This window comes from Candidatus Accumulibacter necessarius (assembly GCF_036625085.1).
This window is the reverse complement of sequence record NZ_JAZKUM010000005.1, coordinates 416,212-431,022: the sequence shown is the minus strand read 5'-3', so window position 1 is coordinate 431,022 and position 14,811 is coordinate 416,212. Positions and strand designations below refer to the sequence as shown.

The following is a 14,811-nucleotide window of genomic DNA, read 5'->3' as shown; positions in this document are numbered from 1 at the left end:
GGCTCACTGGCTGATCACAAAAGTCAGCCAGTCGCCTTTCTCCAGCGGCGTGCATTCCCGACCGAGCACTTCGTTGCAGTTGCGTTTGAACCACTTCTCGACTTTCGCCGGGTCGGTGTAACGTGAGGGCGAAGCCGACAGCGCCATGGCCTCGATGGTCTTGCCGGCGGGATTGCGGCCAGCGCCGCGCGTGTCGTTGCCGTGGCATGAGGTGCAGGCCGGCGTAGCCGGCTTGCCGCCGGCGAAGGCCTGGGTGTGCAAGGTCTTGCCGCGCGCAGCGGAGAATCCGGCGAAGGCTGGGTTGGCGGCCCTGGCAGCACTGGCGTACTTGTCCAGTTGTTCCTCGCGCGGCCCGGCGATGCTGGGGCCCGAAGCAATCAGGGCCAGGCTGGCGGCAAACAGGGGGGCGGTGATCTTTCTGCTCATGAGTCTCTCGTCGCTTTCGTTTGGCGTTTGGCGGTATGGGAGCCATAGTGCAGGCAGGTGACTGAACGCCAGCTGAACCCGGCGTTCATCCTGCGTTCATCAATTCCCGGCTATAACTGGCGCATGCTGAAACAGGACAACATCGTCAATCGCCCCTCGGGCCGCTGCCGCTGCCGCGGCATGGCCGCAGGTGCGCTTCTTGCGCTGTGTCTGGTCATGGGCAGCGGCGCCAGCATGGCCAGTGAGGATCACGACCGCGCCCGGCAGGCGGTGGAAGCCGGCGAAGTACTGCCGCTGCGCAGCATCCTCGAACGGGTCGAACGCGACTATCCGGGGCAGGTAGTCGATGTCGAACTGGAGCGCGAGCGTGAAAGCAGCCAGGAGCGCTGGATATACAAGATCAAGCTGCTGCGCAGCGGCGGCGCGCTGATGAAACTCAAGGTGGATGCGCGCGATGGAAGCATCATTGGCAAAAAGGCCGCGGGCGGGCATGAGCGCGAACGGGAACAGCAAAGAAATCGACGCGGCGGAGAAGACCACTGATGCGCATCCTGATTGTTGAAGACGAACCAACCCTGCAGGCACAGCTGGCCGACGGTCTGGGGGCGGCGGGCTACGCGGTGGATGCTGCCGGAAACGGGGTGGACGCCCACTACCTGGGCGACACGGAGCCTTACGACGCGGTGATTCTCGATCTTGGGCTGCCGCAGATGGACGGCATCACCGTCCTGAAGAAATGGCGCAGCGCCGGTCGCACGATGCCGGTGCTGATCCTCACGGCGCGCGATGGCTGGCACGAGAAGGTCGCCGGCATCGACGCCGGCGCCGACGATTACCTGACCAAGCCCTTCCACATGGAAGAACTGCTGGCCCGCCTACGCGCGCTGATCCGCCGTGCCGGCGGCCATGCCAGCGCTGAATTGATCTGCGGGCCGCTGACCCTGGATACCCGCAATAACCGCGCCACGGTCGATGGCCAGGCGCTGACGCTGACCAGCCACGAATACCGGGTGCTCACCTACCTGATGCACCACCGCGACGAAGTTGTTTCGCGCAGCGATCTGGTCGAGCACATCTACGCTCAGGACTTCGATCGCGACTCGAACACGGTCGAGGTCTTCATTGCCCGCCTGCGCAAGAAACTGCCGCCAGGGCTGATCGAGACCGTGCGTGGCCTGGGTTATCGTCTCAGCGCGCCGCAATGACGGCTGCAGCGACCAGGGATGGCGCATCTGCCTTGCCACGAGGCTCGCTGCGCTTGCGCCTGCTGTCCGGCACCCTGGTCTGGATCGCCGCATCGATCGTCGTTGCCGGCTGGGGCTTGAGCAACCTCTTCCACCGGCATGTGGAAGCCCAGTTTTACGCCGAACTGCAAACGCAGCTCGACCAGCTGACCGCCAATCTCACGCTGGATGCACGCGGACTCCCGGTGCTCGCGCTGCCCCTGAGCGACCCGCGCCTGAGCCGCCCCTATTCCGGCTGCTACTGGCAGATCGACCGCATCGATAAGGACAATGATGAAAACAATCGCGGCGCAGCCGCAGGCGTCGGGCTGCTGCGCTCGCGTTCGATGTGGGATCATGTACTCACCGTGCCGGCGGATACGCCGGCCGACGGCGAACTCCACCGGCACCGCGTCACCGGCCCGGAAGGCGGCGTGCTTGGCGTGATCGAACGCAGCGTGCGCATCGACGACACCCCCGATGGCAAGCCACGCACCTTTCGCCTGATCGCCGCCGCCGACGAGCGCCAGATGTCCGAACCGGTCTCGCGCTTCAGTGGCGCACTGTGGCTGGCGCTTGGTGCCCTCGGGGCCGGCCTTGTCATTGCCGCCATGGTCCAGGTTCTTGTCGGACTGGCGCCGCTGCAAAAGCTGCGCGCTGCGCTGGGCAAGGTGCGCAGCGGCGAAATGCAGCGGCTGGATGGCGAATTTCCGGCGGAAATCATGCCCCTGGTTGCCGAATTCAATACCGTCCTGGCGCAGAACGCCGAAGTCGTCGAGCGCGCCCGCACGCAGGCAGGCAACCTCGCGCATGCGTTGAAAACACCACTCTCCGTGCTGTTCAACGCCGCCCAGAGCCCGGACACCAAAGACAGGGAACTCTCCGGCCTGGTGATGGATCAGGTCGGCATCGCCAGAAGGCAGGTGGACTACCACCTGGCCCGGGCGCAGGCGGCGGCAAGCGCCCGTATCCCCGGTACCCGCACGCCGGTATCGCCGATCATCGAGGGGCTGGCGCGGACCATGCGGCGTATCCATGCCGATCGACAGCTGGTGTTGACCGCAATGCCAGCGTCGACGTCGCTGAGTTTTCGCGGCGAAGCGCAGGATTTGCAGGAAATGCTGGGCAATTTGCTCGATAACGCCTGTAAATGGGCTTCGCATCGGGTCGAAATCAGCACCTGCAGCGAGGACGATCAGCTACGCATCGTCGTTGACGACGATGGCGCCGGCTTGGCCGTCAAACAGCGCAATGCCGTCATCCGTCGGGGTGCTCGCGCCGACGAGCAAGTACCGGGATCAGGTCTCGGGCTGGCAATTGTCGATGATCTGGTACGCCTGTATGGCGGCCAGATCGTGCTCGCTGATTCGCCGCTCGGCGGCTTGCGCTCGGTCCTTGTTCTCCCGCTCGCTCGATAGTTCGGCGGCTGCCTGCGCGTGCCGTGGTTGTTAGCCTGCAGTTGATCCGGAGCGGCGTAGGCTGGCGAAAAACACGAAAAAAGGGAGGGAACCGGGATGACCTCGCTGGCCTTGGCACTCTGGATCGCGGCAGCTATCCTGCTGCAGATCGCGGTCTATCTCGCCATCGGATTCTGGAATCACTGGCTGGAGTATCGGGCCTTGCGGCATCGTGCCGATGAATTGAACCTGCCGGCGCTAGAAGAAACACCCGACGAGGAATTCGTACCCAATGTGGCTTGCTGGTCCGGGCTCCGCAGCTTCCGTGTTGACCGCAAGGTCTTCGAAGATGTCGCACAGTCGATCTGCTCCTTTTACCTCGTGCCGGAGGATGGACAGGCGCTGCCGCCATTCAAGCCCGGCCAGTTCATCACCTTCACCCTCGGCATTCCGGTACCGGGTGGGCAACAGAAAATCGTCCGCTGTTATTCGCTGTCGGATGCGCCACGGCCGGATTACTACCGCATCTCCGTCAAGCGCGTACCGGCACCACCGGGCAGTGATCTCCCGCCGGGGCGTTCATCCAGCTTCCTCCACGACCAGGTCGCCGTCGGCGATGTCTTGTCGGTGCGTGCGCCGAGCGGCCATTTTCATATCGACCGCAGCGACGCGCCCGTCGTCCTCATCGGCGGGGGTATTGGCATTACGCCCATGCTGAGCATGCTGAACTGGTGCCTGAACGAGCAGCCGGGGCGGGAACTGTGGCTGTTCTACGGTGTGCGTAATGGCCGCGAACTGGTCATGCAATCGCAACTTGCGACGCTGGCAGAGAAACACCCGAACTTCCAGTTGCGCTTCTGCCTGAGCGACCCCTTGCCCGAAGGTCTGGCCGAAGAAAAGTTCCAGATCAACGGCCGTGTCGATGTCCCGCTGCTGCGCATGCAGTTGCCACTCAAGCCATACCGCTACTACATCTGCGGTCCCACGCCAATGATGGAAAGCCTGGTACCGGCGCTGGCGGAGTGGGGGGTTCCAGACAGTCATATCCACTTCGAGGCCTTCGGTCCGGCATCGATCAAGCGCCAGTCTTCGGCAGCCGTTGCTGCACCGGTTGATGAGGCTACTGCCAGCGGCAGCGAAATCATCGTGAGTTTTGCCAAATCGGGGAAACAGATTCCATGGCGGCCGGCCGCTGGCAGCCTGCTGGAATTCGCCGAGGCTAATGGCATCACCGTCGATTCCGGCTGCCGTGTCGGTGGCTGCGGCACCTGTCAGACCAGGATCAATCTCGGCGAGGTAGCCTATCGGCAGGCGCCGGATTTCGACCCGGAAGCGGGCACCTGCCTGCTCTGTGTTTGCACCCCTAAAACCAGCGTGATTCTGGAGGCCTGAATGATCAGCTCGCTCTGGCGCCGGCATGTACTGCCCTTCACCCTGCTGCTCGGGCTTTTGGCAGCCGCGACCCTGATCGGCGATTACTTTCTGCACCGGCTGAATCTGGTCTGGGTTGGCCGCTATCTCGGCATTCCGGGCACCATCCTGATCATTGCCTCGCTGGTTTATTCGCTGCGCAAGCGCAAGTTCATTTCGACGGGGAATCCGAAGACGCTGCTCAACCTGCACGAGATCGGCACCTGGCTCGGCTCGCTGATGGTTCTACTCCATGCGGGCATCCATTTCAACGCCATCCTGCCGTGGCTGGCGACAGTGGCGATGGGGGTCAACGTAATCAGCGGCATGGTTGGCAAGTTGCTGCTCGATCGCTCGCGCCGCCACGTGCAGGGCAAGCGCGAGCACTTCGCATTGCGCGGGCTGTCGCTGCCGGACGTGGAGCAGGCGGTTTTCTGGGACGCTGTGGCGGTCGATGCAATGAAGATGTGGCGGAAGGTGCACATCCCGATCTTCATTGTCTTCGCCACCCTGGCGCTCGGTCACATTTTCAGCATCTTCCTGTTCTGGGGTTGGTCATGAACCCAATCCTCAAGGCCATCCTCGCCGTTAACCTGATCGCCATTGCCATCCTGGTTTTCGTCTACCCGCATCTGATGGTTGGACCGGGAAAATTGATCCCAGGCCACCAGCAGTTGAACGAGGACTGCTTCGCCTGCCATGCGCCGCTGACGGGAGCCGACTCGGCACGCTGTGTCTCCTGTCACAAGACGGCGGACATCGGCCGCCTGACCACGACCGGGCTGCCGGTGACGCAGCCCCTGACCACTACGCCTTTCCACCAGAAGCTGATCAATCAGGATTGCATGGCCTGCCACAGCGACCATGCCGGCGCCAAGCGCTACCGGCTGCAGGGGCGTTTCAACCACGCCCTGCTGCAGAAGGAAACACGAGACCAATGTCAAAGCTGCCACAAGACACCGACAGATTCGCTGCACCAGCAGATCACCGGCAATTGCGCCCAGTGCCACAGCCAGGAGAAATGGAAGCCCGCGACCTTCGATCACTTCAAGCTGTTCGAACTGGACCGCGACCATAACGTCAGTTGTGCAACATGCCACGTGCGCAACGACTACCGGAACTACACGTGCTACGGCTGCCACGAGCACACGCCGGAAAAGATCCGTCGCGAGCACATCAAGGAAGGTATCCGCGAGTACAGCAATTGCGTGGAATGCCACCGCAATGCCGATGAGCATGACATTCGCGGCCCCTACGCGAAGCAGTCGGGCAAGCGGGAAGAGAAAAACGACAGGAAGAAGGAGCATGACGACTGAGGGCAAGCTGCCACGCGTGTTCAGGGCGCCGGCCGCGCGTGCCATGACTGGCCATCGCCATGCAATGCAGTATGACCCCGGTCAGTGGCCGCACTCCGGCCCGCCAGCCGCTTGGTCGATCACTTTCCCTTCTCCCTCGCGACAGTAAGTCGCTCGAACATTTGCTGCGCGGCGGCGCGGATTTCGGGTTCGAGTTCGGCCAGTTTGTCGGCGCGGCTTTCTATCGCGGCCTCGAGGGCCAGCAGTAGCGGCCGGGCGTGTCTCTCGAAGCCCAGCTCGCGCAACACGGCAAGCACGGCCGTGCCGTGGCAGTCTGCCAACACGAGTGCAAGGAAGCCTTCAACGAAGTACTCGCTGACCAAAATGGTGGCGATGCCCTATGGCTGCAATCTCACACTTCTCATCATCGACTGACTGCTTGACATACCGGGGCGACCATCTATGAGGTTGAGTGCAAAAAAATCATATCGCTAAATTTTCTTTGCACTTGCCCTGGTGGTGGCCTTGGCGCCGGGATCCGGCTTGGTGCTCTAATGGACAGGATCTTCGGCGTCGCTTTCACGCGAACGTTCCAGCGCGTGGCAGTGGCGGTCAAGAACCGCCGATAGCTGGCTGCGAAGCGTAGAAGAGGCGCCGGCGCGTTAGATGCGCCGCTTGGACCGGTCCGTGCGGCCATGAGACAGAGGTGGTGCCCTGGGTCATTCGACCTCGTGCGGCCGCTTCGCGCGACAGGGCTGGAGGATGGCCGCAATGACGATCGCGTTCTGCATCGAGCGACGATTGCCCAGCAGAGCCCAACGCGAGAAGCGATGCGCCTCACCAGACACAGACGCCGGCAGCGTTCGGGCACGCTCCGTTGTCGCGCGCGACACTTCAGGCAGGCTCGCCGTCTGCAGCCAGGGGGCAGGCTCGGGTTCGGCTTCTTCTACCTGGAGCGCAGTTGCGGTTGCTGCAGGTGGGTGCGCCGTGCGCCTCCGCCACTGCGCGCGCAGGATCTGGAACAGCACGATCGCACCGAAGATGAGGAAGAAGATCAGGTCCTGCGGAATGCCATTCATCGCAGCCTCCGCTACTTTTTCCGGCCGCCGGCCGCGTCATCCGAGGGGTTGGCGATTTCCTCACGCATAGAGGTGTCGGCCTGCAGGTTCTGCATGCGGTAGTAGTCCATTACGCCCAGATTGCCCTGGCGGAAGGCCTCGGCCATGGCGCGTGGCACTTCGGCCTCGGCCTCGACCACGCGCGCGCGCATCTCCTGCTCGAGCGCGACGGCCATGGCGCGGCGCTCCTCGGCCTTGGCCTGGGCGATCTGCTTGTCGGCATTGGCCTGGTCGATCTGCAGCTTGGCGCCGATGTTCTCACCCACGTCCACGTCGGCGATGTCGATCGACAGGATCTCGTAGGCCGTGCCTGCATCCAGACCTTTGGACAGGATGTGCTTGGAAATGTGGTCCGGGTTCTCCAGCACGTTCTTGTGGCTGTGCGCCGAGCCGATGGTGCTGACCATGCCTTCGCCAACGCGCGCGATGATCGTCTCTTCGCCCGCACCGCCCACCAGCCGGTCGATGTTGGTGCGCACCGTGACGCGCGAGACGACAATCAGCTGGATCCCGTCCTTGGCCACCGCAGCGATGCGCGGTGTCTCGATCACCTTGGGCAGCACCGACATCTGTACCGCTTCCAGCACGTTGCGCCCGGCCAGGTCGATGGCCGCGGCACGCTTGAAGGGCAGCGGGATGTTGGCCTTGTCGGCCGAGATCATCGCATTCACCACGCGCACCACGTTGCCGCCGGCCAGGAAATGCGCCTCCAGGTCGTTGAGCGAGATGTCGATGCCCGCTTTGACCGCGCTGATGCGCGCGGTGACGATCGTGGTGGGCGGCACGCGGCGAAGTCGCATCGCGATCAGCGTGAACAGCCCTACGTACGCGCCCGAGGCCCAGGCAGCGATCCACAGTGGGATCGGCACCAGATAGAGCACAAAAGCCAGTACCGCGACGACGATCACCAGCGCGCCCACACTCCCGATCATTTCGTACATCGATCACTTCTCCTTGTTGATGTGCCCGATGCGGCGCACGACAATCCGGTTGCCATCGACGCGCATCACCTCGATGCGCTCCCCTGCGTCGATCAGCACGCCGTCGGCAACGACATCGACGCGCTGGTTGTCGATCTCCGCGATGCCCGCTGGCCGCAGCATCGACGCGGCAATGCCTTGCCTACCCAGCCAGCGCTGGTCGCTTTCCGGTGCCGAGCCATGCGCTGGGCCGGTGCCCAGGTTGGCGTCAAGCACCAGCCGCCGTGCAAAGGGCAGGCGTGGAAAGAAGCGCAGCAGCACCAGACCGGCCAGCAGCGCGACCACGAGAGAGATGACGATGCGCGATCCTGCCGCGACGATCGTGGCGGCCGTATCGCCGGCCCCGACCATGCTCAGCGCCAGGCCGCCGAGCAGCGCCGCGATGCCCAGCGCACCGACCACGCCGAAGCCCGGCGTGACGAAGATCTCGATGGCCAGCAACACCAGGCCGACGGCGGCCAGCAGCAGTTCCTCCCAGCCCGCCAGCTGCACCAGCCAGTGGCCGTAGAAGAACAGCGCCAGGCTGCCGATGCCCAGGCCCCCAGCCACGCCGAAGCCCGGCGTGCGCAACTCGACCATGATGCCCAGCATGCCCACACTGATCAGCAGCGAGCTGACGACCGGGTGCGTCAGGAAACGCACCAACTCCTCGGCCCAGTGAGGCGAGGCGGTGCGCACCTGCGCTTCGGCCAGGCCCAGTTGCTTGAGTACGCCGTCCAGCTTGTCAGCGCGGAAGTCCGCCACTCTGTGCTTCAGCGCCTCTTCAGTGGTCAGCGTCAGCAACTTGCCCTTTTCGATGATGCCCGCCACCTCGACGTCGGCATCCACCATCGCCTCGGCCAGGTTCTGTGGCCGCTTGCGCGCCTCGGCGGTGGCGCCGAATTCCTTGCGCACGTAGGACGCCGTCTTTTCCTGCACCGGCAGCGCCTGGGCACCGGGCATGCCGACCTGCACCGGCGCGGCCGCACCGATGGTGCCGCCGTTGGCCATCGCGATGGTCTCGGCGGACAGCGCGATCAGCGCGCCGGCCGAGATGGCGCGCTTGTTGACGAAGGCCACCGTTCTGATGTTTGCATCGAGCAGCGTGTCGCGGATCTGCACGGCCGCATCCACGCGCCCGCCGAAGGTGTCGATGTCCAGAATCAGCGCCGCCGCGCCGGCCTGGGTAGCCTCGTCCAGCACGCGCGCCACGAAAGGCGCCAGCCCGAGATCGATGACGCCCTCGATGGGCAGCACGTAGACCACCTGTCGCGGTGGCTGCGGCTGCGCACGAGCGACATCGCCGAGCAGGCCGCAAGCCAGGAGCAGCAAGCCGAGTGCCAGCGTCAAAATAGGCCGGGGCATCGATCTCGTCCGTGAATGATAGGGAAACCAACCGCACCAGAGTGAGTATAGGAGCGCCCACCAAGCGGCGTCAATTCTCCAGGTTTGTTCCTGGAGCGCCTGAAAAGTTCTCCGAATCCCGCCCCGCTCAGAGCCTTGGGTCATCCGCCAGGAAAAAGGAAAGACTTGACCCCTCTCTCTTGACCCCTCTCCCTTGTTGTAGCGCTAAAGTTTTTTTGTGCTAAATCTTCTTTGCAATCGCCCTGATGCTGGCTTTGGCGCCAGGATCCGGCTTGGTGCTCTCATGGACCGGATCTTCGGCGCCGCTTTCACGCCGAACATCCCGCGCGACAGCCGGGCGGGCGCCATCCGCAGCAGACGCTCCAGGCGTGGGCGGCCGGCGCCTTCGATGCGGACGCTGGCGTCGAGCGACAAGCCGCCACCGTGATCCCGGTTCGCCATCGTCTCGGCGTCTTCCGGCGCAAGTAGACGGGGTCAGCGCGCGCAGCAGACCGCGGCGAACCTTGGCCTGCACTTCGTCGCGAGAGGTCGGCCAAGGGTCGGGCTGGCAGCGCCAGCCCGCGACCGGATCAGGACGCCGCCGGGCCCTGCAGGCGGCTGATGATCTCGTCCGCCATCTGCGTCGTGCTCAGCTTGCCGCCGAGATCGGCGGTGCGGGCGCCGGCGCTGATCGTGGCATCGACGGCCTGCTCGACTGCGGCAGCTTCCGCCTCCAGTCCCAGCGAGTGGCGCAGCAGCATGGCGGTGGACAGGATCATCCCGATCGGATTGGCAATGCCCTTGCCGGCGATGTCGGGGGCCGAACCATGGATCGGCTCATAGAGGCCAACGCGGCCCTGGCCGAGACTGGCCGAGGGCAGCATCCCCATCGAACCGGCCAGCACCGAGGCCTCGTCGGTCAGGATGTCGCCGAACATGTTTTCGGTCACCACCACATCCATCGAAGCGGGACCGGTGATCAGGCGCATGGCGGCGGTATCGACCAGAACGTGCTCAAGGGCAACGTCCGGATTCGCCGCGCCGATCTGGGTGGCAATCTGTCGCCATAGCCGCGAAGATTCGAGCACGTTGGCCTTGTCCACCGAGGTGACCTTGCGCTGGCGACCCTTGGCCAGGTCGAAGGCCAGCTCGACCACCCGACGGATTTCGTAATCGTAATACTCGAGCGTATCGACGGCGCGCTCGCGGCCATCCTTGACGTCGCGGCCCTTGGGCCAGCCGAAATACAGGCCGCCGGTCAACTCGCGGATGACGAGAATATCCACCCCGCGAGTTTTTCCGGCTTGAGCGGCGATGAATCGATCAGCGCCGGGTGAACCTTGACCGGCCGCAGGTTGGCGAAGACGCCCAGCCCCTTGCGCAAGGCAAGGAGGCCGCGCTCGGGGCGATCCTTGGCGTTCGGATCATCCCATTTCGGTCCGCCGACGGCGCCCAGCAGCACGGCATCCGCCGCCTGGCAATCGGCCAGGGTTTCGTCGGTCAGTGACGAACCGAAACGGTCGATCGAACAGCCGCCCATCAGGCATTCCTGATAGACCCATTGGTGCTGGTACTTGCCGGCAATCGCATCGAGAACGCGAACGGCCTCGCGGACCACTTCGGGACCGATGCCGTCACCGGGGAGCAAGACGATATTTGCTTTCATGATTGTTCCATTCGACAGGTGCGCAGCCAGGCTGCGCGGGTACACGATTGATCCGAAGCATGCGCCATCAGTGCGCTACCGACAGTCCGTACTCGACGGCATCGACCAGCGCCTGCCAGGAGGCTTCGATGATGTTGGCGCTGGCGCCGACGGTACTCCAGAGCTGGGTCGGGCTGCGGGTATCGATCAACACGCGGGTGATGGCATGCGTGCCGTCCGACCATCCAGGATACGGACCTTGTAATCGGCCAGATGGAAGGAGGCGATTTCCGGGTAGTGCCCGATCAGTGCCTTGCGCAGGGCGATATCCAGCGCGTTCACCGGGCCGTTGCCCTCGGCGGCGGTGTGCAGCACTCACCCTTGACCTTCACCTTGACCATCGCTTCGGAGAAGATGCCGCGTCCCTGGCGATGCTCCACGTTGACCAGGAAATCGACCAGCTCGAACGGCGCCTGGTAATCCGGCTGCTGCCGCTTGAGCATCATGGCCACCGATGCCTCGGCGGCCTCGAACGAGAAACCGCGCGCTTCGAGTTCCTTGACATCGTTGAGCACGCCGACCACGTCCGCCACGCTGCCGACATCGAGACCGTGCTCCTCGGCCTTGCTGAGGATGTTGGCCCGCCCCGACAGCGCCGAGACCACCACGCGCATCTTGTTGCCGACGCGCTCCGGAACCACATGCTGGTAGGACTGCTCCGAGCGGCGCATGGCCGCCACATGGACGCCGCCCTTGTGGGCGAAGGCGCTCCGGCCGACGTAAGGCAGGTGGTCGTTGGGGGTGACGTTGGCCACCTCATCGACCACATGCGACAACTCGTACAATTTGTGCAGGCGGCCTTCCGGCAGGCACGGTGGCCCATCTTGAGCTCCAGGTTAGCCATGACCGAGCACAGATTGGCGTTGCCACAGCGTTCGCCGACGCCATTGATCGTGCCCTGCACCTGAATCGCCCCCTGGCGCACGGCGGTCAGCGCGTTGATCACGGCGCAGTCGCCGTCGTTGTGCGTGTGGATGCCAAACGGGTGGTGATCGACGCCTTCATCTCGCGGATGATGCTTTCGACTTCCCAGGGCATGGTGCCGCCGTTGGTGTCGCAGAGCACCACCGTCTCGGCGCCGCCGCGAATGGCCGCCTGCAGCGTTTCCAGCGCGTACAGCGGATCGGCCCGGTAACCGTCGAAGAAATGCTCGGCGTCGTAAATGACCCGACGGCCCGCGGCGCGCAGACAGGCCACCGACTGCTCGATGATGCGCAGGTTGTCTTCCAGCGTGGTGAGCAGGACGTCGGTGACATGCAGGGTCCAGGTCTTGCCGAAAATCGTGCACACCGGTGTCCGCGCCCCGAGCAGCGCCTGGATGTTGGCATCCTCGTCGGGGCCGCCCTTGACCCGGCAGGTGGAACCAAAGGCGGTGATCAGCGCGGTTTTCCACTCGATGTCGCGGGCGCGCTCGAAAAACTCGGCATCTTCGGGATTGGAGCCGGGCCAGCCGCCTTCGATGAAGGCCACGCCGAGATCGTCCAGCCGCTGGGCGAGGCGGATCTTGCTGTGACCGGAAAGGCAGAAGCCTTCGCTCTGGGTCCCGTCGCGCAGGGTGGTGTCGTAAATCTGAACGGCTGCCATCGGCTTATCTTCGCGCTTCAAAGGCGGCGATTTCCTTTTCGAAGCTCAGGATGTAACCCAGTTCGTCGACACCGTTGAGGAGGCAGGTCTTGTTGAACGGGTCAATCGGAAAGGTCACCGATCCACCCGGGAAGGAAAGCGTCTGCGACGCCAGGTCAAGGGTCAGTTCGACCCCGGGATTTTCCTCCGCCAGCGCCAACAGCGCCTGATGCGTCGGCGCATCGACGATGATCGGCAGCAGGCCGTTCTTGAGCGCGTTGTTGCGGAAAATGTCGGCGAACGAGGTGCTGATCACCGCCCGGAAACCGAACCCGGTCAGCGCCCAGGGCGCGTGCTCGCGCGAGGAGCCACAGCCGAAATTGTCGCCGGCCAGCAGGATCTGGCAGCCCGCCGCCTGGGCTGGTTGAGCACGAACTCGGGTTTCGGCGAACCATCGCCCCGATACGCCAGTCGGCGAACAGGTTGTCGCCCATGCCCATCTTGTCGGTCGCCTTCAGGAAACGGGCGGGGATGATCTGGTCGGTGTCGATGTCGTTGACCGGCAGCGCGACAACCCGGGAGGTGAGGGAAGTAAACTGAGCCATCTTACCGGTCTCCTGCGACGGTACGCGGGTCGGCCACCGCGCCGGCCAACGCGCTGGCAGCGGCGGTCAGCGGCGAGGCGAGGAAAGTGCGCCCGCCCTGCCCCTGGCGACCTTCAAAATTGCGGTTGCTGGTGCTGACGGCGTACTGGCCGGGCTGCAGCTGGTCGCCGTTCATGGCGATGCACATGCTGCACCCGGGTTCGCGCCATTCGGCGCCGGCCGCCTTGAACACCTGATCGAGTCCTTCGGCTTCGGCCTGCTGCTTGATCACCTGCGAACCCGGGACGACCATCACCCGCACGTTGCCGGCGACCTTGCGGCCGGCAGCAGCGAGGCCGCCTCGCGCAGGTCGGAGATGCGCGAGTTGGTGCAACTGCCGATGAACACCACATCGACTTTCTGTCCCAGCAAGGCCTGGCCGGGCTGCAGGCCCATGTAGCGCAATGCCTTGTCGAGCGCGGCTTCTGGTTGGCGTCAGCGAGGCTGGCAGGGTCAGGGACCCGCCCGCTGATGCCATGCCCATGCCGGGATTGGTGCCGAAGGTGATCATCGGTTCGAGCGCCGACGCGTCGAGGGTGATGGTGTGGTCGTAGGTCGCGCCCGGATCGCTGGCGAGCGTTCGCCAGCGGGCGACGGCCTGGTCCCATTCGGCGCCCTTAGGGGCGTGTTCGCGGCCGGCGAGATAGTCGAAGGTGATGTCGTCGGGGGCAATCATGCCGGCGCGCGCGCCCGGCTTCGATCGACATGTTGCAGACCGTCATGCGCTGCTCCATCGTCAGCCCGCGGATGGCGGAGCCGGTATATTCAAAGACGTAGCCGGTGCCGCCGCCGACGCCGATGCGGCGATCAGCGCCAGGATCAGGTCCTTGGCCGAGACGCCGGCCGGCAGCGCCATCGACGCGGACTTCACAGGTTTTCGGCCGGGTCTGCAGCAGGCACTGGGTGGCGAGGACGTGCTCGACTTCGCTGGTGCCGATGCCGAAGGCCAGCGCGCCAAACGCGCCGTGGGTGGCGGTGTGGCTGTCGCCGCAGACGATGGTCATGCCCGGCTGGGTCAGACCCAGTTCCGGGCCGATGACATGCACGATGCCGCGATGGGCGCTGGCCATGCCGTGCAGCGTGATGCCGAACTCGGCGGCATTGCCTCCATCTGCCGGATTTGCGCAGCGGCCAGCGGGTCGGCGATCGGCACGCTGAGCGGCGTCGTCGGGATCGAGTGATCCATCGTGGCGACGGTACGCTCCGGACGACGGACCTTCAGACCGCGCTGACGCAGGCCGGTGAAAGGCCTGCGGCGAAGTCACCTCGTGCACGAGGTGGAGGTCGATATACAGGATGGCCGGGGAATCGGGTCGTTCGGCAACGACATGCGACTCCCAGACTTTTTCAAAGAGTGTTTTAGGCATGAGGCTGCCATTCCTGGCACCCGCTACGCGTGTCGGCGCGGATTCGGATTTTCCCACGGTTTCCGGATTGGCGATAGCCGGCAATTCCGGTTTGACGCCGGCTTCCTGACTGAGGATACTTGGATCGTGCGCTGCGGCGGCTTCCGCCCCCACCTGACATCTCCCGGCGCCGGCAAGGCGACACTCATGAAACCGATCGAATCCTCATTGTTTACCGCCCGACTGGGGGTCCTGCCGGGGCTGCAGCACCCATTCCCCTCCCGGCTGGTCGTACCAGAAGCTTTCCGGACTGGCCTGACCGGTTGACACACTGCGCTCGATGCGCAGGCCGGCTGGACAACCATCTCAGAAATTGCCCGT

General features: G+C 64.4%; 13 protein-coding genes and 4 pseudogenes. 6 read left to right on the top strand and 11 right to left on the bottom strand.

Annotation, left to right across the window (positions count from 1 at the left end):
• Positions 1-3: 3 nt before the first annotated feature.
• Positions 4-426, bottom strand: a complete 423-nt coding sequence (locus tag V5B44_RS15855; protein ID WP_332359958.1) for a DUF1924 domain-containing protein — start codon at positions 424-426, stop codon at positions 4-6.
• Positions 427-483: 57 nt separating this feature from the next.
• Between V5B44_RS15855 and V5B44_RS15850 the strand changes: the two genes are divergently transcribed.
• The 6 genes from V5B44_RS15850 to V5B44_RS15825 all read left to right on the top strand — a co-directional run bounded on the left by V5B44_RS15850 (position 484) and on the right by V5B44_RS15825 (position 5,772).
• Positions 484-969: a PepSY domain-containing protein gene (locus V5B44_RS15850; RefSeq protein WP_332359957.1), complete on the top strand. Its 486-nt coding sequence runs from the start codon at positions 484-486 to the stop codon at positions 967-969.
• On the top strand, positions 969-1,631 hold the full coding sequence (locus V5B44_RS15845; RefSeq protein ID WP_332359956.1) for a response regulator transcription factor: 663 nt from the start codon (positions 969-971) through the stop codon (positions 1,629-1,631). The genes V5B44_RS15850 and V5B44_RS15845 overlap by 1 nt, the downstream gene beginning before the upstream one ends.
• Before the next feature lie 32 nt (positions 1,632-1,663).
• Positions 1,664-3,067, top strand: coding sequence for a sensor histidine kinase (locus V5B44_RS15840; RefSeq protein WP_332359955.1), 1,404 nt, complete (start codon positions 1,664-1,666; stop codon positions 3,065-3,067).
• Between the two features lie 96 nt (positions 3,068-3,163).
• Positions 3,164-4,438 (top strand): 2Fe-2S iron-sulfur cluster-binding protein, encoded by a 1,275-nt coding sequence (locus V5B44_RS15835; protein WP_332359954.1) that lies wholly within the window; start codon positions 3,164-3,166, stop codon positions 4,436-4,438.
• Positions 4,439-5,017 (top strand): hypothetical protein, encoded by a 579-nt coding sequence (locus V5B44_RS15830; protein ID WP_332359953.1) that lies wholly within the window; start codon positions 4,439-4,441, stop codon positions 5,015-5,017. It begins immediately after the preceding gene.
• Complete coding sequence (locus V5B44_RS15825; RefSeq protein WP_332359952.1) at positions 5,014-5,772, top strand: cytochrome c3 family protein; 759 nt, start codon at positions 5,014-5,016, stop codon at positions 5,770-5,772. The genes V5B44_RS15830 and V5B44_RS15825 overlap by 4 nt, the downstream gene beginning before the upstream one ends.
• 119 nt (positions 5,773-5,891) lie before the next feature.
• Here V5B44_RS15825 and V5B44_RS15820 read toward each other — a convergent pair whose 3' ends face one another.
• The 10 genes and pseudogenes from V5B44_RS15820 to V5B44_RS15770 form a co-directional block, all read right to left on the bottom strand.
• On the bottom strand, positions 5,892-6,095 hold the full coding sequence (locus V5B44_RS15820; RefSeq protein ID WP_332359951.1) for a hypothetical protein: 204 nt from the start codon (positions 6,093-6,095) through the stop codon (positions 5,892-5,894).
• A 375-nt stretch (positions 6,096-6,470) separates the two neighbouring features.
• A complete protein-coding gene (locus V5B44_RS15815) occupies positions 6,471-6,830 on the bottom strand; it encodes a hypothetical protein (RefSeq protein ID WP_332359950.1) in 360 nt (119 codons plus the stop codon).
• 11 nt (positions 6,831-6,841) lie between these two features.
• Positions 6,842-7,798 (bottom strand): flotillin-like protein FloA, encoded by a 957-nt coding sequence (floA, locus tag V5B44_RS15810; protein WP_434735472.1) that lies wholly within the window; start codon positions 7,796-7,798, stop codon positions 6,842-6,844.
• A 15-nt stretch (positions 7,799-7,813) separates the two neighbouring features.
• Positions 7,814-9,094: an NfeD family protein gene (locus tag V5B44_RS15805; RefSeq protein ID WP_332359948.1), complete on the bottom strand. Its 1,281-nt coding sequence runs from the start codon at positions 9,092-9,094 to the stop codon at positions 7,814-7,816.
• Positions 9,095-9,762: 668 nt separating this feature from the next.
• Positions 9,763-10,838, bottom strand: a pseudogene (gene leuB, locus V5B44_RS15800) (3-isopropylmalate dehydrogenase).
• A gap of 67 nt (positions 10,839-10,905) precedes the next feature.
• Positions 10,906-12,461, bottom strand: a pseudogene (cimA, locus tag V5B44_RS15795) (citramalate synthase).
• A 4-nt stretch (positions 12,462-12,465) separates the two neighbouring features.
• A pseudogene (gene leuD, locus V5B44_RS15790) lies at positions 12,466-13,045 on the bottom strand (3-isopropylmalate dehydratase small subunit).
• A gap of 1 nt (position 13,046) precedes the next feature.
• Positions 13,047-13,760: an aconitase family protein gene (locus V5B44_RS26750; RefSeq protein WP_434735462.1), complete on the bottom strand. Its 714-nt coding sequence runs from the start codon at positions 13,758-13,760 to the stop codon at positions 13,047-13,049.
• A complete protein-coding gene (locus tag V5B44_RS15775; RefSeq protein ID WP_332359947.1) occupies positions 13,702-14,451 on the bottom strand; it encodes an aconitase family protein in 750 nt (249 codons plus the stop codon). Before V5B44_RS15775 ends, V5B44_RS26750 begins: the two co-directional genes overlap by 59 nt.
• A 243-nt stretch (positions 14,452-14,694) precedes the next feature.
• Positions 14,695-14,781, bottom strand: a pseudogene (locus V5B44_RS15770) (cupin); the annotation flags it as partial.
• Between the last annotated feature and the right edge of the window lie 30 nt (positions 14,782-14,811).